General features: G+C 40.0%; 20 protein-coding genes and 1 tRNA gene. 18 read left to right on the plus strand and 3 right to left on the minus strand.

Annotation, left to right across the window (positions count from 1 at the left end; genetic code table 11):
- The first annotated feature begins 139 nt into the window (after window positions 1-139).
- The 11 genes from H6550_01075 to H6550_01125 all read left to right on the plus strand — a co-directional run bounded on the left by H6550_01075 (window position 140) and on the right by H6550_01125 (window position 10,134).
- Window positions 140-640: a hypothetical protein gene (locus H6550_01075; protein ID MCB9044706.1), complete on the plus strand. Its 501-nt coding sequence runs from the start codon at window positions 140-142 to the stop codon at window positions 638-640.
- A 10-nt stretch (window positions 641-650) separates the two neighbouring features.
- Window positions 651-1,304, plus strand: coding sequence for a hypothetical protein (locus tag H6550_01080; GenBank protein MCB9044707.1), 654 nt, complete (start codon window positions 651-653; stop codon window positions 1,302-1,304).
- Window positions 1,294-2,073, plus strand: coding sequence for a hypothetical protein (locus H6550_01085; GenBank protein ID MCB9044708.1), 780 nt, complete (start codon window positions 1,294-1,296; stop codon window positions 2,071-2,073). Before H6550_01080 ends, H6550_01085 begins: the two co-directional genes overlap by 11 nt.
- Window positions 2,066-2,737, plus strand: a complete 672-nt coding sequence (locus tag H6550_01090) for a response regulator transcription factor (GenBank protein MCB9044709.1) — start codon at window positions 2,066-2,068, stop codon at window positions 2,735-2,737. The genes H6550_01085 and H6550_01090 overlap by 8 nt, the downstream gene beginning before the upstream one ends.
- A 513-nt stretch (window positions 2,738-3,250) precedes the next feature.
- Window positions 3,251-3,910 carry a response regulator transcription factor gene (locus H6550_01095; GenBank protein ID MCB9044710.1) on the plus strand — a complete coding sequence of 220 codons (660 nt, stop codon included), beginning with the start codon at window positions 3,251-3,253 and terminating at the stop codon, window positions 3,908-3,910.
- 43 nt (window positions 3,911-3,953) lie between these two features.
- The gene (locus tag H6550_01100; GenBank protein MCB9044711.1) at window positions 3,954-4,508 is read left to right on the plus strand and encodes an archaeosortase/exosortase family protein; all 555 of its coding nucleotides are present in this window, start codon (window positions 3,954-3,956) and stop codon (window positions 4,506-4,508) included.
- 228 nt (window positions 4,509-4,736) lie between these two features.
- Window positions 4,737-5,186 carry a 50S ribosomal protein L13 gene (gene rplM, locus H6550_01105; GenBank protein ID MCB9044712.1) on the plus strand — a complete coding sequence of 150 codons (450 nt, stop codon included), beginning with the start codon at window positions 4,737-4,739 and terminating at the stop codon, window positions 5,184-5,186.
- 55 nt (window positions 5,187-5,241) lie between these two features.
- The gene (gene rpsI / locus H6550_01110) at window positions 5,242-5,634 is read left to right on the plus strand and encodes a 30S ribosomal protein S9 (protein MCB9044713.1); all 393 of its coding nucleotides are present in this window, start codon (window positions 5,242-5,244) and stop codon (window positions 5,632-5,634) included.
- A gap of 45 nt (window positions 5,635-5,679) precedes the next feature.
- Window positions 5,680-6,576 carry a 30S ribosomal protein S2 gene (gene rpsB, locus H6550_01115; GenBank protein MCB9044714.1) on the plus strand — a complete coding sequence of 299 codons (897 nt, stop codon included), beginning with the start codon at window positions 5,680-5,682 and terminating at the stop codon, window positions 6,574-6,576.
- Window positions 6,577-6,689: 113 nt separating this feature from the next.
- Window positions 6,690-7,526, plus strand: coding sequence for an elongation factor Ts (locus tag H6550_01120; GenBank protein MCB9044715.1), 837 nt, complete (start codon window positions 6,690-6,692; stop codon window positions 7,524-7,526).
- Window positions 7,527-7,836: 310 nt separating this feature from the next.
- Entirely contained in the window at window positions 7,837-10,134 is a 2,298-nt protein-coding gene (locus H6550_01125) for an OmpA family protein (protein ID MCB9044716.1), read from the plus strand.
- A gap of 396 nt (window positions 10,135-10,530) precedes the next feature.
- On the opposite strand, the gene H6550_01130 is transcribed toward H6550_01125, so the two are convergent.
- A complete protein-coding gene (locus H6550_01130) occupies window positions 10,531-11,244 on the minus strand; it encodes an outer membrane beta-barrel protein (protein MCB9044717.1) in 714 nt (237 codons plus the stop codon).
- Between the two features lie 190 nt (window positions 11,245-11,434).
- Between H6550_01130 and H6550_01135 the strand changes: the two genes are divergently transcribed.
- The 3 genes from H6550_01135 to H6550_01145 all read left to right on the plus strand — a co-directional run bounded on the left by H6550_01135 (window position 11,435) and on the right by H6550_01145 (window position 13,257).
- Window positions 11,435-11,508 (plus strand) — tRNA-His (locus H6550_01135).
- Window positions 11,509-11,623: 115 nt separating this feature from the next.
- Entirely contained in the window at window positions 11,624-12,037 is a 414-nt protein-coding gene (locus H6550_01140) for a DUF3127 domain-containing protein (GenBank protein ID MCB9044718.1), read from the plus strand.
- Between the two features lie 134 nt (window positions 12,038-12,171).
- Entirely contained in the window at window positions 12,172-13,257 is a 1,086-nt protein-coding gene (locus tag H6550_01145; GenBank protein MCB9044719.1) for a hypothetical protein, read from the plus strand.
- Here the strand turns inward: H6550_01145 and H6550_01150 are convergent.
- Window positions 13,254-13,649 carry an RNA-binding S4 domain-containing protein gene (locus H6550_01150; protein MCB9044720.1) on the minus strand — a complete coding sequence of 132 codons (396 nt, stop codon included), beginning with the start codon at window positions 13,647-13,649 and terminating at the stop codon, window positions 13,254-13,256. The two genes, H6550_01145 and H6550_01150, sit on opposite strands and share 4 nt — an antisense overlap.
- A gap of 88 nt (window positions 13,650-13,737) precedes the next feature.
- Here H6550_01150 and purN point away from each other — a divergent pair, with 88 nt between their 5' ends.
- The 3 genes from purN to recO all read left to right on the plus strand — a co-directional run bounded on the left by purN (window position 13,738) and on the right by recO (window position 17,420).
- Window positions 13,738-14,304, plus strand: a complete 567-nt coding sequence (purN, locus tag H6550_01155; GenBank protein ID MCB9044721.1) for a phosphoribosylglycinamide formyltransferase — start codon at window positions 13,738-13,740, stop codon at window positions 14,302-14,304.
- Window positions 14,305-14,378: 74 nt separating this feature from the next.
- Window positions 14,379-16,679, plus strand: a complete 2,301-nt coding sequence (locus H6550_01160; protein MCB9044722.1) for a T9SS type A sorting domain-containing protein — start codon at window positions 14,379-14,381, stop codon at window positions 16,677-16,679.
- Window positions 16,680-16,682: 3 nt separating this feature from the next.
- Window positions 16,683-17,420 (plus strand): DNA repair protein RecO, encoded by a 738-nt coding sequence (gene recO / locus H6550_01165; GenBank protein MCB9044723.1) that lies wholly within the window; start codon window positions 16,683-16,685, stop codon window positions 17,418-17,420.
- A gap of 1 nt (window position 17,421) precedes the next feature.
- Here recO and H6550_01170 read toward each other — a convergent pair whose 3' ends face one another.
- A complete protein-coding gene (locus tag H6550_01170) occupies window positions 17,422-17,703 on the minus strand; it encodes a hypothetical protein (GenBank protein ID MCB9044724.1) in 282 nt (93 codons plus the stop codon).
- Between the two features lie 108 nt (window positions 17,704-17,811).
- On the opposite strand from H6550_01170, the gene H6550_01175 reads away from it, so the two are divergent.
- Window positions 17,812-19,488, plus strand: a complete 1,677-nt coding sequence (locus tag H6550_01175; protein MCB9044725.1) for a M23 family metallopeptidase — start codon at window positions 17,812-17,814, stop codon at window positions 19,486-19,488.
- Window positions 19,489-19,491 lie beyond the last annotated feature (3 nt).

Here is a 19,491-nt window from a genome sequence, read left to right on the forward strand (position 1 = left end):
TCATAATTCATGCAGAGATATTAAGTGCAACTACCCTCATTTTTTAATCGAATTATTCCATAAAAATGGTCTACCGTACAGGGAAATGTCAACCTACTTTTGTATCCATAAATTATTCACTTTAAAAACAACACGAACAATGAAAAAGAACTTATTATTCCTGATGGTGGCAGTTTTATTAGTTTATGCATGTAGCAAAAAAAATACGGATGTAGGTCCCGGCTCAACAGATATCAAAAAACCGATCGATCTAAGCTCTTATGCATTAATGGGCCTGGATTCTCCATTTTTGTTACCGGATACAGCTAATGTAATGATACAAAGCTACCTGAATGCCAGGGGGACTAATGATGTAAAATCTTATAGGGTAGACGCTAACTCTCTGCGCTATTATTTACAGAATACAAATATTACACATGTCAGGTTGATGTTTGCACACAAGCTTAGTTATGTACATGGAGGTGGTAAGAATATTTATGATGGTCTGGATTATGAATCCCTAACCATAGTTATTGCTGGCTTGGATTCTAATAATAATTATATTTATAGTCCGCAGGGAGCTGTTATGGATTTTTGTGAACCATGTCCAACGCATTGTCCCTCTAGCGGAACAGGAGCAAGTGACCTGCTTAATAATTAATAGGCCAATAATGGATATTCATCACCGTTATTATTATTACCTGGGAGTATTGCTACTAGCAATATTAATAGGACTGTACAAAGTCAGAACTAAGGACATCACTGTAAAAATAATTGTCCTCTTGTTATCCCTTACTTTTGTAAGTGAACTGATTGCAAAAATATCAGCAAGTGTGTTCCATAACAATATGTACGTATACCACATTTTTGCACCAGTACAGCTATTAGTTCTTGGCATTTATTTTGACAGTATTGAACCTAGGTTCAAAAAAAAGAGGATCGGGCTAATCATTGGTTTAGCAGGGGTTTTAATAGCCATTTGCAATACTTTGCTTTTTCAACCACCTACAGCATTGAATTCCAATTTTCTGCTTTTCGAAGGATTAGCAGTTATGGCGTTATCACTATTTACATTCCAGCGTATATTGAATGATGATAAAATAGACATATACAAATACCCATATTTCTGGTTTAATATTATTCTTGTATTCTTCTGGAGTATAACCTATACCATTTGGGCATTACACTCAGTAATAATGCTAAAGAAAATGTATATAATGGAGCACCTATACGATATATTATGGGTGGTAAATATTATCACCTATCTGGCTATAGCTGCAGTATTGTTCATTTTTTCAAATAAGCGACTGAGCCATGAAGGATAATTATATCATTCCTATTCTGATCGCGGGGTCGATATTAATACCCATGTTCATGTTCTATTTCACCGTATTTATTATTGTGAGTAAGAACAGGCAACGAAAAAATGAAATCGAAAAAAAGGAGATCGAACACCAGTATGAAAAACAATTACTGCAAACCATGCTTGAGGTGCAGGAGAAAGCTTCTAACCAGATCTCGCAAGAGCTGCATGATAATATAGGGCAGATACTTACAGGTGTGCATGCCAATCTTATCACTCTGCATAGCGGCTATATTTCTGATACAAAATCCCTTGTAGAAGATACAAAAAACCAGGTCTCAAAGTCATTGAAAGACCTTCGAAACCTCAGCCACGTATTAAATAGTAAATATATCAACAAGATAGGTTTAGAAGAATCATTGCTTAAAGAAACTGAATATCTTGGCTCATATAACAACATCCATTTTAAGCTTTCAGTAGAAGAAAATGAGAACAAGAGCCTGGCTCCTGAGATAGAGCTGATGGTATTCAGAATAGCACAGGAAGCGTTGGCAAACATTGTCAAACACGCCTTTGCAAAAAATGTAAGCATTAGTATTGAGTACCTCCAGAAATCATTCGTAATGACAATTTTGGATGATGGCCAGGGGTTTGATAATACCAATGGGAAAAGTGAGGGTATCGGTCTTATAAACATGCATCAAAGAGCTGAAGTAATGCACGGTACTCTGAACATAAAATCAGAAAAAAATAGCGGAACACAAATTACCTTAAACATACCATATGAATAACCAGGAAAAAATATACATAGCTATTGCTGATGATCATGCAGTTGTACGAGACTCAATAAGCAACATGATATCTAGCTTTCCGGATTACAAAGTAAATATTAAAGCAAAAAACGGTAAGCACCTACTTGAACTACTGGAAAAAACGAAACCATTCCCCGAGATATGTATATTGGATATACAAATGCCGGAAATGAATGGCTATGAAACCATGGAACAGATACAAAAAAAATGGCCAGACCTGAAAGTACTGGCGCTTTCTATGCTTGACGACGAATTTGCTATTATAAGGATGCTGAAACTTGGTGCACGTGGATATATCGGTAAGGGTAATACACTTGAAGAATTACAAGCTGCATTAACATACATTCACGAAAAAGGTTATTATAGCTCTGAGTTGCTGGTTAGTAATTTTTTTCAACTCGTAAATACTGAAAAAGAAAAGGCCCTATATAAAATAACTGAAAGAGAATTTGAATTCTTAAAATACTGCCCTACCGAATATACCATTAAGGAAATTGCTGAGCATATGAATGCAAGTCCAAGCACTGTGCAGGGCTACCGGAATGCGCTTTTTGAAAAGTTAAAGATAAATACCCGACAAGGCTTGGCAATATTTGCTATCAGAATGGGCATTACATCTTTTAAAGACCTTACAAACGATTAGTATCATTCTTGTTCGCGTGTTATGAAATTTATTTTGAATACCTTTTTTTGTATATAATAAGAAAAAGCAGGACCACAGAGATCAATACTGCTTGTGAAAATAATACCTGGTAGCTGTTGAATCCAATTCGGAATAGTACAGAAATAGCACCGGCAAAAGTTATTAATCCGGCTGTAATAAAAAGTATCGTTATTTTCATAGAACAAAGGTTTTAACCGGTATCTGATCCTGCTTCATTACCAAAGCTATCGTCACCGGGTTCAACACAAATTTCAAAAGAAGTATCCTGGGTTTTCATAAAGTATGTTCGTAATTCCTCTACTTTTTTTAAGTTTTCATACCCCCAATTTGTAAGTAAATACTATACCTTTATAATGGTGCATATTTCAATTATTTTGTTATACGCTACTTATCGATATACTTTTATTCATTTTACTTTTAATATTAATTATATTTACCGTTGATTATATTCTTTCACCGGCAATTTCCATGTATCAAGATCATTTACCTGTTATGAATAGCCAATCTCCAATATTAATTGCGATAGCCGACGATCATGCTGTAGTGCGCGATTCTATCAGCAATATGGTATCAAATTTTCCAATGTTCAAGGTATGTATCAAGGCAAGTAATGGCAAAGACCTTGTAGAGCAACTGAAAAAAGCAGACCCATTTCCTGAGATTTGTGTACTGGATGTACAAATGCCCGAGATGAATGGCTATGAAACGATGGAATACCTTAAAAAACACTGGCCGGATCTGAAGGTACTTGCGCTATCCATGCTTGAAGATGAATTTGCGATAATACGTATGCTGAAACTTGGGGCAAGCGGATACTTGTCAAAAGCAAGTGACCTGGAAGAGTTGCAAAAGGCACTTACCTACCTGTACGAGAAAGGCTATTACAGTTCTGAGTTCATTGCGAATAACTATTTCAGATCTATTAAGAACGAAAAGCAAGTGACCAGTAACATTACCCAACGTCAAATGGAGTTTCTACGGTATTGCTGCACAGAGTTGAGCATGAAAGAAATTGCTGATAAGATGTCCATTAGCACAAGTACTGCTTTAAGCTATCGAAATGCGCTTTGCGACAAACTTGAACTGACCACAAGACAGGGGCTGGCTATTTACGCTATCAAATCAGGCATTGTTTCTTTCGACGATCTGTAAGCTAATCTTGCGTACTTTTATGCGAGATCACAATACGTTAAGATTGAAGAAAATTTTCAGAAACGACACGACTAAATTTATTGTACGTTTTCTACTGCTATATGGTTTATTGTACACTTTTAACTTTGTATATACCGGCCTCACAGTAAAAGGAGGTAACTATAGCCCTTTCCTTGACCATCATCTTGACTATATCTCAGGCCTTAGAAACTTGATACTTAATACTGCTTCATATTTCCTCAGTATTATAGGTTATGATAATTACGTATACGGCCATTATTTACAGGTAATGGAACACAACACCATCCGAATGGTATATTCCTGTATAGGGCTGAATATTATTGCAATGTGGTGGGCATTCATAATATCATTTCCTCAGACACAGATCCGTAAACTTATTTACCTGGTCACCGGCACAATATTTATTTTCTTGCTTAATGTGATACGCATAATGTTGGTGGCACTGGCACCCAAAGACCCGGCAATTTTTAATATTCCAATAGATCATCATGATGTATTTAATGTCATTACGTATGGAATAATTATACTATTCATATTCCGAGTCATTAACAAGAGCACTACTAATACAACATCTTAGTCACCCATTTTGCAAAAATATACAGCTCAAATCAGGAGTATTGAAATTATATTTGCGAAATTTATACTGATAATCAATTAGTTACAGACGAACGACAAAAATTTATAATGATTTTTTTGGTGTAATCAGGGGGTAAAATTACCTTTGCAGTCCCCAAAAAACAATTGAGGGTACCTGATCGGCTGAAATACAGCATTGACAGGCAATAAAGAGTAAATTGATAAAAGAATGAGACACCTTAGTTTTAAAACACAATCGGCTAACGAGAAGATCGTAAAACGCGATTGGTACGTGGTAGACGCTACTAACCAGACATTAGGCCGTATGACATCAAGGATAGCATCTATCCTGCGTGGCAAAAACAAAGCATACTATACACCACACTTTGATTGTGGAGACTATGTAATAGTAATAAACAGTGGTAAGGTTAAAATGACCGGCACTAAGATGCTGACCAAAGAATACCAGACATTCTCAGGATATCCCGGCGGTCAGAAGATCGAGACATCTAAGTCATTGATGGCTCGTCGTCCCAATGTGGTAATTGAGCGTGCTGTAAAAGGTATGTTGCCTAAAAACCGTTTAGGTCGTGCTATGTATAAGAAATTATTCGTGTATGAAGGTGCTGAGCATCCGCATAAAGCACAACAACCCATTGAACTGAAATTTGATAAATAATCACTTAACAGTTCCGTATAATTAATAATTAAGTTTAAAACTCATCCGATATATAATGGAGAAGCGTACAAATACCGTTGGTCGTCGTAAAGAAGCAGTTGCAAGGGTTTACCTGAGCAAAGGCACCGGCAACATCACGGTAAACGGAAAAGAATACAAAAATTACTTTACACTGATGTACCTGCAAAACCAGGTTGAGCGTCCGTTGTTAGTAACTGAGACATTAACCGGTTTTGATATTACCGTTAATGTACAAGGTGGAGGTCCTAAAGGACAGGCAGAAGCAATTAAGCTGGGTATTGCCCGCGCCTTAATGCAGGAAAATGCTGAACAATACCACGATGCACTGAAAAAAGAGGGTATGCTTACCCGTGATCCACGTTCTGTTGAACGTAAGAAATTCGGTAAGCGCAAAGCTCGTCGTAGCTTCCAGTTCTCTAAACGTTAATCGTGCGATTGTATTTATTTTATTAACCGTCAAGAAAAAATTAAAATGGAAGATAATAAGAACCTGCAGCAGTCGCTCCTCGAAGCCGGCGTGCACTTCGGCCACCTGAAGAAAAAGTGGAATCCTAAGATGTTGCCATATATCTTTACCGAGAAAAATGGTATCCACATCATCGATCTGAAAAAAACAGTAGATGGTCTGGAAGAAGCTGCTGCAGCATTGAAATCTATCGCAAAAAGCGGTAAGAAGATCATGTTTGTTGCTACTAAGAAGCAAGCAAAAGAGATTGTCTCTGAGGCTGCTGCTAAAGTAAACATGCCTTATGTAACAGAACGTTGGTTGGGTGGAATGCTTACCAACTTCAGTACTATCCGTAAGAGCGTTAAGAAAATGCAGAGCATTGAAAAAATGCTTGAAGATGGTACAATGGACAGCGTTACCAAAAAAGAACGCCTGACATTGACCCGCGGTAAAGAAAAAATGGAGAAAGTATTAGGAGGTATCGCTCAAATGGGCCGTGTACCTGCAGCTTTATTCATCGTAGATATTACACATGAGCATATTGCTATGGCTGAGGCAAAACGCCTGGGTATCACAACATTTGCGATGGTTGATACGAACAGCGACCCTACTAAGGTTGATTTCGCTATACCGGCAAACGACGATGCTACCAAATCTATCGCAATCATCACTCAATACCTGACAGCCGCTATTATGGAAGGGCTGGAAGAACGTGCGAACTCTAAAGACGAGGAAGAGAACGAAGACGAAGAAGAAGTAACTAAGGAGCGTGGTGTTGAAATGAGCGAAGAAGAAGAAGGTGGTCGTCGTGGTGACCGTAAGAAAGGTTCGGGTGGTGCTGGCGCAGGCCGTGGTCGTCAAGGCGGTGGCGCAAGGGGCACCCGCAAAACTACCGGCGGTAGTGGTGCTGCAAAACGCTAAAGTCAGGTTATTTTCAATGATAATATAGTTTTAAAGCCCCAGACTTGGGGCTTTAAACATGGTTTCAGAATTTTACTTTAATAATTTTCAACCTTTAAAAAGGACATAACAAAATGAGTGTTACAATATCTGCCTCTGATGTAAACAAACTGCGCCAGCAAACAGGTGCCGGTATGATGGATTGTCGTAAAGCCCTTATGGAAAGCGATGGTGATTTTGAAAAAGCGATCGACTACCTGCGCCTTCACGGCCAGAAAGTTGCCGCTAAGCGTGAAGACAGGGAAGCTAAAGAAGGAGTAGTAATTGCTAAAACAAATGCTGACAACACCAAAGGCGTATTAGTAAACCTGAGTGCTGAAACGGACTTCGTTTCTAAAAACCAGGATTTTATTGATTTTGCGCAATCTTTGGCCGACATAGCCCTGGCTGGTGATATCAATACTATCGATGAGTTGAAAGCGGCCAATATGGACGGTGCTACAGTTGCCGACAAATTATTGGAAGTAGTAGCTAAAATCGGTGAGAAAATAGACATCGTTAAGTACGAAGTAATGACAGCAACTGCTGTAGTGGCTTACATCCACTCTGGTTACCGTATTGGCGTATTAGTAAGCATGAACAAAGCTGCTAATGAAGCCATTACAGAAGCAGGCCGTGATGCTGCTATGCAGATAGCTGCCATGAATCCTTTGGCTGTAAATGCAGAAGGTATTTCGCAGGAAACCATCGATCGCGAAAAGGCACTTGCTATTGAGCAGATTAAGGCAGAAGGCAAACCTGCTGACATGGCTGAGAAGATTGCTATGGGTAAACTCAACAAATTCTTCAAAGACAATACACTTCTAGACCAACCTTTTGTGAAGGATAGCGGAGTTACAGTTGGTGCTTATTTGAATTCTGTTGACAAAGGCCTTACCGTCACAGCATTTAATCGTATCGCAGTGGGTTAACAACATCCAAACTAATAACAAAAAAGCCATATGGTTTATCCATATGGCTTTTTGCTATATATCAGTGCCAGTACTTAATAATAATACCACATTTGGTGTATGATAGATATTATTAACTGGCATTATTTTTGCGAGAATGTGCAAAATCTTAAGCACAGTTTTAAAATATAAAACAGATTGACAACTTTCATTAATCAAAAATATTTATAAACTTTGCGGAAAATAACAACGTGTATTAAAAAAAGTACAATATAGATTATTCACGGAGAAATCAATTAATCAATACTTTACAAATAAATCAACCCCTGATATGAGCAAAATTAAACTAATCTTCATCCTGGCAATTATGTTGCCATTGATGAGTAATGCCCAACGTTATATTGGGATAGCAACCAGCAACTGGAGTGGTACCAACGGCATGTACCTCAATCCTGCGAACATTGCCGACAGTCGACACAAATTTACTATCGACCTGTTTTCGATTAACCTGGGCGTAAATAACAACCTGGCACAGCTGAATAATGGTCTGAGCGGGTTAACTAATATCGGAAATGACGGCATATCCTCTGCTTTTACATTCACTAACAACAACCAATTTAGTCTACTTGCTCCTTACTTTGAGCTACGCGGTCCTGGTGCTATGGTTAGTATCAACTCCAAGCACAGTATAGCAATTACAACACGGGTAAGGGCTATGAACCAGTTCCACAACTTTAACCAGGATCTGTATCGCTCAATAACTGATACTACTTACACTATCGATCCTAACAACACCAAGCCGGTAAGCATTAATTCTGATGCATTCAACTATACTACGCATGCATGGAGCGAAATTGGCCTGAGTTACGCAGGGGTTATCTATGATGGAGGAGATCACTTTGTGAAAGGTGGTTTCACTTTACGCTACCTCATGGGAGCCGCATATGTCAGTATGGTAAGTGGTGGTATCAATGCAACAGCTTACCCTTTCCAGGACTCACTGCGTATTACAAATACAAGCGTATCTTTTGGTAGTAACATTACAAGTGGTAATGGTATTAGTAGCAGCATATCCGACTATCTTGGTGGTGGCGGTAGCGGCTTCGGTGCCGATCTTGGCGTAGTATACGAATGGAGACCTGACCACGAAAAATACAGGTATGATATGGACGGCAAAACAGGTATTGGTGATCGTAGTAAGAACAAATATAAATTACGTTTCTCAGCTTCTGTAGTTGATCTTGGTTCAATTAAATATAAGACTAACAACTTCACAGCAAGTATCAAAACAAAATCAAGCCAACCTGCTATTATAAAAGGTAGCGCCCTGGCTGATAGCATTGGTAATTTTAACGACCTGAAGACTTTTGCAGCCAATCACAATATGGATATTGCTGATACAGGTACAGGTAGCACGACATCTAAAGTATATATGCCTACTGCTTTCATAGTAGGTGTTGACTATCATGCAGTAAAAGGCCTGTATGTAAATGCTATGTTCATGAGCAATATGGCTAACCGTGAAAAATTCGGTACGTCGTACTATAACCAATTAACAGTTACTCCACGTTGGGATACCCGCGTATTCAGTGCAGGTATACCTTTGACATATGATTTCCTGACCAAAAGCCTTAAGTATGGCCTGGGTCTGCGCGTAGGTGGTTTCTTCCTGGGTAGTGATGACCTGACAGGTATCATGGGTAAAAAAGGATACGGTGCTAACTTCTATTTTGGTGCATCAATTCCTATAAACAACAAAAAGCCTAAAGATAGTGATGGCGATGGCGTGTCAAATAAGAAAGATAAGTGTAAGAATGAGAAAGGTGTTTGGGAAGAAAGAGGATGCCCGAACCCTGATAAAGATGGTGATGGTGTATTAGACAAGGATGATAATTGTCCTGATGTTGCAGGGTCTAAAACTGCTAATGGATGTCCTGATAGTGACTTAGATGGTGTTGCTGATGCTGAAGACCGTTGCCCTACAGAGGCAGGCGCTCCTGGATTAGGTGGTTGTCCAGACCGTGATGCTGATGGTATTGCTGACATCGACGATGTTTGTCCGGATGTTCCGGGACTGGCCGAATACAAAGGCTGTCCAGACACTGATGGTGACGGTATTCCGGATAATGAAGATAAATGTCCGCAAAAACCAGGCCCCATAGCAAACGAAGGTTGCCCTGATACTGATAACGATGGTATTCCTGACCATATGGATAAATGCCCTACAGTAGCCGGTACCAAAGAAAACTATGGTTGTCCTGAAGTAAGCGTTCAAGTGAAAAAACGTCTCGCATTTGCAGCGACAGCAATCCAGTTTGACTTAGGAAAAGCTACAATCAAGAAAACATCTCACAAACTGCTAGACGAGGTAGTTGCGATCCTGAACGAGTATAAGGATTATAATATGACCATAGATGGTTATACAGACAACACAGGTAACGCTGAAAGAAATCTGCAATTATCTAAAGAACGTGCTAACGCTGTTAAAGAATACTTCATCAGCAAAGGTATATCTGCAGAAAGGCTAACTTCTGACGGCCATGGTATAGAAAATCCTGTAGCAAGCAACAAAACAGCTGCAGGACGTGCTAAAAACCGTCGTGTTGAAATGGATCTGAAATTGAAATAAAAGCAACTTTTAAAAACAAAAAAGCCCCTGCATTATGTAGGGGCTTTTTTATTTCCATAATATTTATGCTTATCAATGTCACACCATTTTAGATAAATACTGACATGTTTTAGGTAGGGCTGGTAATTTCTATTTGAATACACCATATACACACCTGGTAATTAACACATTAGTTTGGGACGTTTTCGGGACGGTATTTATTTGTATAAAAGCAGTAACTGAATGCATCTTTGCTATGTAAGCCAACCCGACGTTCAGGGTCTGGTGCCAAAGGCTTTATACCCTTGACAACTTCTGCTGCAACAACATGGTCTTCTCGATGTATAACAGGATGTTACCCCCTGTAACAGAAAAAAGCGCCCCGCAAGCGGGGCGCTTTTAAATAAAGAGTTTTTATTATAATCCTGTAACACACAACCCTATTGAAAAAGGCGTTAATGGTGGCCCTAAGAGGTCTTTATAAAGGTTGGTAAGATTATAGGTTCCTAATAGTGTAAAATTTCCATATCCTAAGCGAACAGTACCTGCAAACCGCCATGTCTCAAGATATCTTTTAGAGTTGACCTGGTAGATAATTTTGGTACCGTCTTCTTTACCCTTTGTATGCGCACCCATCAATGTACCTACCCTGAGGCCCAAAGCAGCCTTAAAGCCACTATTCCTGTTTTCTTTATTTCCGAAAAAACGCAGTTCAAATGGTGCTTCAAGATAAGTAGTGGTTACTTTATACCTTTTGTAATTAATAGTTTCAGGTACAAAACGAGCCTGGGCATTGCTGTCATTATCAGTAAGTACTACTTCCTGACCATTCAGGTATATATTGTCAACCCCAACACCAATGCCTGCAGCAAAACTGAAATGCGACTTTTTTATCGGAAAATCATAACATACATAACCATTGAAGCCCCTGCCAAAGCCTTTGGTTTTGATACTATCCGGTGCATTGAGCCAACCACTATAAGTAAATTGTAACATCAGGAAATCACGTGATGGTTTTGAAACCATGCTCTTTCCTGCCTTGTTATCATCTTTTTCTACATCCTGGGCCAAGACTGACTGTGTAGATACCGCCAGAGAAATGATGCCCATTATTGCATAACGTAGATTCATAAATAAGAATTGAAGCGCAAATATAGCACCCCCGGTACGTTTTATTTGTTAAAACTGCTACAATTGACCTAATACTGTGAAAGATACCCCGTTGTAGCATATATGAATAGGTAATTTTTTGCAGAATATATTGACCGTAATTGTGTTGGGAATATCAAATTTACTTACCTTTGCTGCCCCGAACTACACGGAGACTATAGCTCAGTTGGTTAGAGCGTCGGATTGTGGTTCCGAAGGTCGTGGGTTCGAGACCCATTAGTCTCCCATATTAAATCAATTTTAAAGTGCCTTATAGGCACTTTTTTTTGTTTCTATTGCTGTCAGATAATTGTTAGCTTTACATCCCTGAAAAAAGTAAACATAAAAATAAATATATAATATGAGTTTCGAGATCACAGGAAAGCTGATAGCTGTAAATGAGACACAACAGGTAAGCGAACGTTTTAAAAAACGTGAATTCGTATTGGAAACAGCAGAGGAGATAAATGGTAATGTGTATACAAATTATGCTAAGATGCAGTTGGTGCAAAACAAATGCGAGATCATAGATAACTATAAGCTGGGGGATATGATCAAAGTGAACTTTAATATTAAAGGCAATAAATGGGAGCGCGACGGGAATGTGAATTATATCACCAACCTCGATGCATGGAGAATTGAAAGTGCACAGCAACCTTCAAACAGTTCTCAACCCGCTTCTCCCGCATATACTAATATGAATACCGGCGGCAATACAGGGGCAAATGATAACTACAATCCATCTCCCGAAAGCGTAGATGATCTGCCGTTTTAACAATAAGGAATAAGGCAATAAAATATATATATAAGTGTCCTCAAACCTTATATGTGATTTAGAGGTCTTTTCATTTAACAAAACCTTTGATTTATTAACATTTTTTCATAAACTTGGTGAAAATTAGTATATCGATGCGTCGTTTTAATATAGCATACACCTTAGGCTGTGTAGCTTTGGCAGCTTTGACACTCCAGAGTTGCAACAGGAGCGGGGGGTTAGATAACCTTAACGTTATTACTAAACCTTATTCTTTACTGTTTTCTGATGCGAAAGGCCTTATCTACAGCACCAATGATGGTCAACGCTTTGAAGTGTACACGGGTTCAGACGGTATTCCTGTACAGACGCTTGCAACATCGGGCGAGCGCATGTTAATGGTTAAGCAAGGTGGAACTATATTGTTTGTAAGTGACGGGGCAAATGACAAGTTCCCGAATTTCAATCCAACATACGATAGTATCAACCTTTTTGCTTTCGGTCCCTCAATGATCATTAATCTCCCGGGTTACAATGATAGCGGTGCTGTAAAAAAAGACAGGATATACCTTGCCAGCAGAAAGGGTTCGGGTATAGTTTACCAGGACTATAACGGCAACAACGATTCTACCTGGTTCCAGGTAGGTGATCCGGCTCTTACAGACAAGGTAACATCATTTGCCCGCCAGGCAAACGGTACTATCGTTGCTTTTGATGATGTATCCCGTAAGATTTGGATCAAACCTGATCTGGCTACTGCCTGGATTAATAAGCCTGCAACAAACTTACCAGCTGCAGGTAACGGCCAGATGTATATCATTACACAAAAGAATGATATCATTGCTGTTGCTGTAAATGGCAATACTGACGGTATCTGGAGAAGTTCTGATGACGGCGCAACATTCTCAAAGCTTCCTGACATAATGGTTGACAACGTACCATTAAAGGACATTACATGTGCAGCAGCTCCCTTTGGCAAAGTATTGATAGCATGTACCAAAAATCATGGTATCTGGCGCTTTTCTGCACAAGGTGCATGGGAGAGTGCAAGCGTAGGTCTGAAAGAAGGTGCTGAAGTATATGCTATTTCATACAAGAACAATACTTTCAAGAACGAGAAAACAGGGGAATACGTATTTGTAGGCACTAACAGGGGATTGTATCGGAGTGATGACCTGGGCCAGAACTGGGTTCGCCTTGATGTAACCAGCATTAATAACACATTCACCGAGGTACATTAATCCTCGGTTTCAAAACCTAAAAGATCATTCAGGTCGCGCCGCTGTTTCTTAGTCGGGCGACCTGTTTTGCTTTGGCGCTTTCCGGTATTAAAGCTATTGGTCATGCGCTGATTATACTGTTTATCTTCCTCAGTTGTATGGTCAATATAATGCTGCGACGCTGTCTCATAGTTTACCCTATTCTGTATAATACCCGTCACTTTTATTGTCCACTTTCTGCCATCTGCCCTAACATCATATATGTCACCTATAGCTACTGATCTCGCAGGCTTCATTGTAGCGCCGGCTAGCCTTACTCGTCCATCATCACATGCTTTTGTCGCCAATGTTCTTGTTTTGAATATACGTATCGCCCAAAGGTACTTGTCTAGTCTTGTCCTATCGTCACTCATAAACTCTTGATATATGTCTAACAAATATCAAAAATAATAGCAAAAGGGCGGCTACTTTTATATTTTTACCTTTCGCATTTTCAACAATATGCATTCATTGATCATTTTCGCATCGGGCAAGGGCAGTAATGCGCAGGCAATTATTGATTATTTCAAAAATAATGGTGGGGCAAGAGTATCTCTTATTGTCAGCAACAAAGCTGAGGCCGGCGTTTTTAACATTGCGCGGGCTGAAGGAGTCCCGTCGATGCTTATAGACAAGATAATGTTTAACAGCACTCAGTTCATCGAAGACTTGAAAATGCATAACCCTGCGCTGATAATTTTGGCAGGCTTTTTATGGAAAATACCGACAGTGTTGGTTAAAGCTTTCCCTGAACAGATTGTCAATATTCACCCTGCACTGTTACCCAAATATGGTGGTAAAGGCATGTACGGGTCTCATGTGCACGAATCGGTGATTAGCGCGGGAGAAACAGAAAGTGGCATAACCATACATTATGTTGACGAAGTATATGACAATGGGAATAAAATCTTGCAGGCCCATTGCCCCATACAACCCGGGGATACTGCAGACATACTGGCAGAAAGCATTCATAAACTGGAACATTTCTTCTATCCACGAACCATTGAATACCTGTTGGAGAATATTTAATAAATTACAGCGGGCAATATCAGCAGTCGTCGTCCGTTTTTTTAATTCAGAACGTAGTTTATTACTCGTAAGTTATGAATATCAGCAGGATACTATCCATAATACTCTTTCTAACCATCAGCAACGTAGCTTTTGGCCAGAATATGCCTATCGGGCAATGGCGTTCACATCTTCCCTACAACAGTGCTGTAAGTATAGCCACTGATGGAGTAAAAATGTACGTAGCAACCCAATACAGCTTTTACACACTTGATATTGTCAGTGACGAACCAATACCTTACAGCAAAGTAAGTGGAATGTCAGATGTAGGCATGTCTAAAATTGCTTATGACGACTTTACAGGTACCGTTATCATGACCTACGAGAACAGCAATATTGACCTGTTCAAAAATGGCAGCTTCTACAATATTCCTGATTTGAAATTGAAAACAGTTACGGGCACCAAAACAGTCAACCAGATACTTACAGAAGATGGACTGGCCTACCTGAGCACAGATGTTGGTATTGTAGTGGTCAATCTGGCAGAAAATGAGATCAAAGAGACCTATAATTTCACAAAGAACAGTGAAAACATACCCGTCAAGGGATTAGTATCCTTAAACAATTTATTTTATGCCGCAACAGATAAGGGGCTGTACAAAATAAATAAAGACAACCCCGGCTTACAGTCATTCCAGGAGTGGACAGCATTGGACACATCCCACAACTTCGTATCAATTGCCTCAACACAAGGGAGGGTATTCCTCGCTCTTCAGGACACAGTGTTTGTCCTTGAAAATGATACAATGCGCAATATTTACCAGCCAGGCGATAGTTTAATAACTAACATTGAAGAAGGTATTAACAGCCTGTGGGTAGTGCAGTATAATGACACTACTTTTCAGGGAATAGCCTTAAGAATGAATATGGATTATCAGTTTACAGATACCATCAACACTCTGGGTAAAGCTATCGAAATGATAGACATAGCAGATCCGGATAGTACAAAGTGGGTGGCTAGTATAGCAAATGGTCTGAAAAAACGCACAAGAAAGGGTTCTACATTCAGCACATATGCGCCTGCCGGGCCTGGAGACATTGCCAATTTTGACATATATGCGCGTGACAAAGACCTGGTTGTGGCGCATGGCGGATTTGACGATAAATACAGGCCTTTAGGCAATGGTAACGGCTTCTCTGTGTACAAGGAAAATGAGTGGAAAAGCTATAAGATATTTGATTACGCACCATTTGGGGATAGTGTCGTAGACATCAGCAATATATTGAAAGGTCCCAAAGGAGAAATATATGCCGGTTCAACTGAAAGTGGTTTATTTATCCTTAGTGCAGATGGCAGTACCGAATATTACAAACAAAATTCGTTTATCGACCCATCCAGTACGGGTAGTACTTTATACCGCATTGGAGGGATGACATTTGACAACGATGGAGTACTATGGTTGACTGTTTTAGGCGGTACACCTCACGAGCTGGTGTCTCGCACAATAGACGGACAGTGGCATCAATACACTATTTCTGCCAACAGGACGATTGCCAACTCCGCGGGTTACCTAATAACAGATGATGTAAACCAGAAATGGTATGCTGCACCCGGCGGGGGTGGCTTAATCGTTTACGACGATAACCACACTCCAGAAGTACCTGGTGATGACACTTACATACAACTTCAGTCTGGTGAGGGCTCAGGAGGATTACCTGACAATGAAGTACTATGCCTTGCCAATGATAAATCGGGTGCTGTATGGATAGGTACTGCCAATGGTATAGGCATTGTCAATTGCCCCTCACAGGTAATACAGCGCCAATGCGAGGCAGAGAAACGGATTGTACAGTTTGACCAGTTTGCCGGTTATCTCTTCCAGAACGAGCAAGTGAGAACTATTGCTGTAGACGGGGCTAACCGTAAATGGATAGGCACTAACAATGGTGTATGGCTGATATCGGCTAACGGCGATGAAATTATCGAACGATTTACAAAAGACAATAGTCCTCTTCCATCAGATATCATCCAGAAAATCACCATTGATCCGTTAACCGGCGATGTTTACATAGGAACAGAAATGGGATTGATGAGTTATCATGGAACCGCTATTGATGGAGGAAAACAAAACAATGATCTTATTACATACCCCAATCCGGTTCCTTCAGGCTATACAGGCACTATTGCTATAAAGGGCTTTGTTGAAAATGCCGATGTGCGAATAACAGACATCTCCGGTCAACTGGTATACCGCACAACAGCGCTTGGCGGACAGGCTGTATGGAATGGCAAAGATTACACAGGCCGCAGGCCACAATCTGGCGTTTACCTCATATTTGGCACTAACAAAGACGGCTCTGAAACTGTAAAGGGCAAAATGGTCTTTATGGAATAAACTATGTTGCAACAAACTAATGGCATAGTATTACGCTCTGTAAAATATGGCGAAACAAGCCTTATTTGTACTGTTTTTACAGACGTTTATGGTGTGCAATCCTACCTGGTACAAGGCATACGTACTACTGGTAAAAACAAACAAAGCAGGGCAGGGTTATTACAACCTGCTACACTTCTTGATATGATAGTGTACCACAAGCCTACTGCCAACCTTCAACGGATAAAAGAGTTTCATCCTGCGTACGTATACCTTTCTTTACAAGAAGACATTATCAAAAACAGCATAGCTCTCTTTTCTGTAGAACTACTTTTGCGCTTGCTACCCGAACAGGCGCCTTTTTCTGAACTTTTTAACCTGTCATATGATTACTTCTGCTCTATTGACAAAACTGATAGTGCATATATAGGCAACTACCCTGTATATTTCGTGGTGCAGTGCAGCAATATGCTAGGTTATAACATCAACGGGAATTATTGCGCTGACACTCCTTACCTGAATCTACAGGAGGGTGGTTATACTGCTCATCCTCCCTCTGAAAGACCTTTTGTGACAGACGATGATGCACAAATGCTTGATAAACTCTTAAATGCTAACAATTTTGACCAGGCACAACAGGTTGAGATGAATGGCAGTGCGCGTTTTCGTATGCTAGACTGGTTGCTGGCATTTATGCATAACCATACTCAGCATATGGGGGAGATACGGTCACTTCCCGTACTTCGGTCAATATTACACTAACTTATTTTATGATCTTCATGCGTCGGCCAACACGCACCAGGTAGTTTTTGAAAAAGCTGAACTGACCCAGAAATACACTGATGAGCAAAACGCTCACCGGCCACAAAAGGGTAATAAGCAGAACGTACAGCACATAATACAACACCCCCTTGTCTATTTGTACCAGTGCTAATATCTTTCGACCGGCATAACCACACAAACTTCCTCCAAGGGCAAAAGTGCATAGTATCAGGAATAGTTGTATCCCATTTACTTTCCACTTATTTTTCAGCTTGTCGAACATTAAAAACTGTATAACTGTTTAATTTGCGTGTGCAAATCTAAGTTTTATTCTGAAAGCAGTGCCTATTGTGTTTATCTTAGTGATAATTATTGAAAATTCCCGTTCGAGATGCGACAACTTATATTATTGATATTGTTATTACCTTTTATTGTCACGGCGCAGGAATACCCGCAAGGATATTTTCGGAATCCACTTAATATCCCTATTGTACTGGCCGGTAATTTCGGCGAATGCAGATCGAACCATTTTCACAGCGGGCTGGATATCAAAACAGAAAGCAGGGAGAACCTACCCGTATATGCGGCGGCTGATGGCTATGTAGCGAGGATAAAAATGCAAAAAGGCGGGTTTGGGCATGCCCTATACCTTGTCCATCCCAACGGATACTCTACACTATATGCACACCTGAATGATTTTGCTCCCGAAATACAGGAATACATGAAAGCCGAACAATACCGCCGCAAAAGCTGGACTGTAGACCTGTATATACCTGCTTCAAAGTTTCCTGTAAAAAAAGGTGACCTGATCGCCTACTCCGGTAATACCGGAGGTTCCACAGCACCTCATCTTCATTTTGAGATACGTGATTCACGTACTGAGAATCCAGTTAACCCACTGCTGTTTGGTTTCGATATCAAAGACAACATTCCCCCTACACCCTACAACGTGGTATTCTACGATATGCTCCAAAGTGTATATGAGCAAAAGCCATTGTTCAAAACACCCAAAAAAAAAGGGAATATATACTTCATAGATACGGTTATCGTCAGTACGCCTTTAATAGGTATCGGGATTGATGAGTTTGACTACATGAATGACAGTAAGAACACTCTTACTATGTATAAAGGAGAGCTTTATATGGATGAAGAGCAACAAAGTGAGATAACAATCGACAATATATCATATGATATCACCCGCTACCTGCACGCTTTTGCCGATTATAAGACCAAACGGGAAAAAGACCGCTGGGTACAACAGTTCTTTCTGTTGCCCGGCAACCGCCTGACACATATTTACACGCAACTGAACAAAATGAAAGGCCGGTTAGAAATTGAGGACGGACTGCCACATTTGGTGAAAATGCATTTGGCGGATGCGTTGGGCAATCCTACAAATATTGAATTCTATGTTCGGTACAATGGGGCAGAACAAGTACCTAATAATTGCGATAGCGGTACACTGTTCAAAGTAAATAAGCCTAATAGCTTCTCACACCCCAATGTAAAATTCGTACTAGATAGTAAAGACTTATATGACGATGTATGTTTTACATTCATTGAGAAGCCTGATGCGAATGCCTACTCAGCACGCTATTACCTGCACAACACGTCTGTGCCCGTACATTCTTATTTCAGTTTGTACATTAAACCAAACAAACCGGTACCATTTGAGCTGCGTAGCAAAATAGCCCTGGTAGAAGAAGACAATAATAAAGACTATGGCAAAGCTGCTGTTTATGACAATGGATGGTACCGGGCGTCTACCCGCAACTTTGGCCAATACAGACTTGTGGCCGATAACACGCCTCCTTCTATCATACCTATGCAAAGCAGGGAGGCATTGTTGAAATCAAGTCGTATCACTTTTAAAGTTAATGAAGATATTACGTCTGTTGACAAGTTTGATGCAACGCTGGACGGGCAGTGGGTTCCTTTTGAACAAAGTGGCGATGTATTCTTTTATACCTTTGATGATCATTGTCCCAAAGGAGACCATGAACTTATCATCACGGCTGCTGATGAGAATGGGAACGAAGAGACGATCAAATACTCATTCAAAAGATAATAT

The sequence above is a fragment of the Chitinophagales bacterium genome (assembly GCA_020636495.1).
Lineage (GTDB): Bacteria > Bacteroidota > Bacteroidia > Chitinophagales > Chitinophagaceae > UBA5543.

What these genes read in the sequence shown, in the direction of transcription:
- H6550_01160 (MCB9044722.1), top strand. Translation starts at nt 14,379, where the DNA reads ATGAATATCAGCAGGATACTATCCATAATACTCTTTCTAACCATCAGC.
- recO (MCB9044723.1), top strand. Translation starts at nt 16,683, where the DNA reads ATGTTGCAACAAACTAATGGCATAGTATTACGCTCTGTAAAATATGGC.
- H6550_01075 (MCB9044706.1), top strand. Translation starts at nt 140, where the DNA reads ATGAAAAAGAACTTATTATTCCTGATGGTGGCAGTTTTATTAGTTTAT.
- H6550_01120 (MCB9044715.1), top strand. Translation starts at nt 6,690, where the DNA reads ATGAGTGTTACAATATCTGCCTCTGATGTAAACAAACTGCGCCAGCAA.
- H6550_01125 (MCB9044716.1), top strand. Translation starts at nt 7,837, where the DNA reads ATGAGCAAAATTAAACTAATCTTCATCCTGGCAATTATGTTGCCATTG.
- H6550_01085 (MCB9044708.1), top strand. Translation starts at nt 1,294, where the DNA reads ATGAAGGATAATTATATCATTCCTATTCTGATCGCGGGGTCGATATTA.
- rpsI (MCB9044713.1), top strand. Translation starts at nt 5,242, where the DNA reads ATGGAGAAGCGTACAAATACCGTTGGTCGTCGTAAAGAAGCAGTTGCA.
- H6550_01090 (MCB9044709.1), top strand. Translation starts at nt 2,066, where the DNA reads ATGAATAACCAGGAAAAAATATACATAGCTATTGCTGATGATCATGCA.
- H6550_01095 (MCB9044710.1), top strand. Translation starts at nt 3,251, where the DNA reads ATGAATAGCCAATCTCCAATATTAATTGCGATAGCCGACGATCATGCT.
- H6550_01080 (MCB9044707.1), top strand. Translation starts at nt 651, where the DNA reads ATGGATATTCATCACCGTTATTATTATTACCTGGGAGTATTGCTACTA.
- H6550_01170 (MCB9044724.1), bottom strand. Translation starts at nt 17,703, where the DNA reads ATGTTCGACAAGCTGAAAAATAAGTGGAAAGTAAATGGGATACAACTA.
- H6550_01150 (MCB9044720.1), bottom strand. Translation starts at nt 13,649, where the DNA reads ATGAGTGACGATAGGACAAGACTAGACAAGTACCTTTGGGCGATACGT.
- H6550_01130 (MCB9044717.1), bottom strand. Translation starts at nt 11,244, where the DNA reads ATGAATCTACGTTATGCAATAATGGGCATCATTTCTCTGGCGGTATCT.
- H6550_01140 (MCB9044718.1), top strand. Translation starts at nt 11,624, where the DNA reads ATGAGTTTCGAGATCACAGGAAAGCTGATAGCTGTAAATGAGACACAA.
- H6550_01175 (MCB9044725.1), top strand. Translation starts at nt 17,812, where the DNA reads ATGCGACAACTTATATTATTGATATTGTTATTACCTTTTATTGTCACG.
- rplM (MCB9044712.1), top strand. Translation starts at nt 4,737, where the DNA reads ATGAGACACCTTAGTTTTAAAACACAATCGGCTAACGAGAAGATCGTA.
- rpsB (MCB9044714.1), top strand. Translation starts at nt 5,680, where the DNA reads ATGGAAGATAATAAGAACCTGCAGCAGTCGCTCCTCGAAGCCGGCGTG.
- purN (MCB9044721.1), top strand. Translation starts at nt 13,738, where the DNA reads ATGCATTCATTGATCATTTTCGCATCGGGCAAGGGCAGTAATGCGCAG.
- H6550_01145 (MCB9044719.1), top strand. Translation starts at nt 12,172, where the DNA reads ATGCGTCGTTTTAATATAGCATACACCTTAGGCTGTGTAGCTTTGGCA.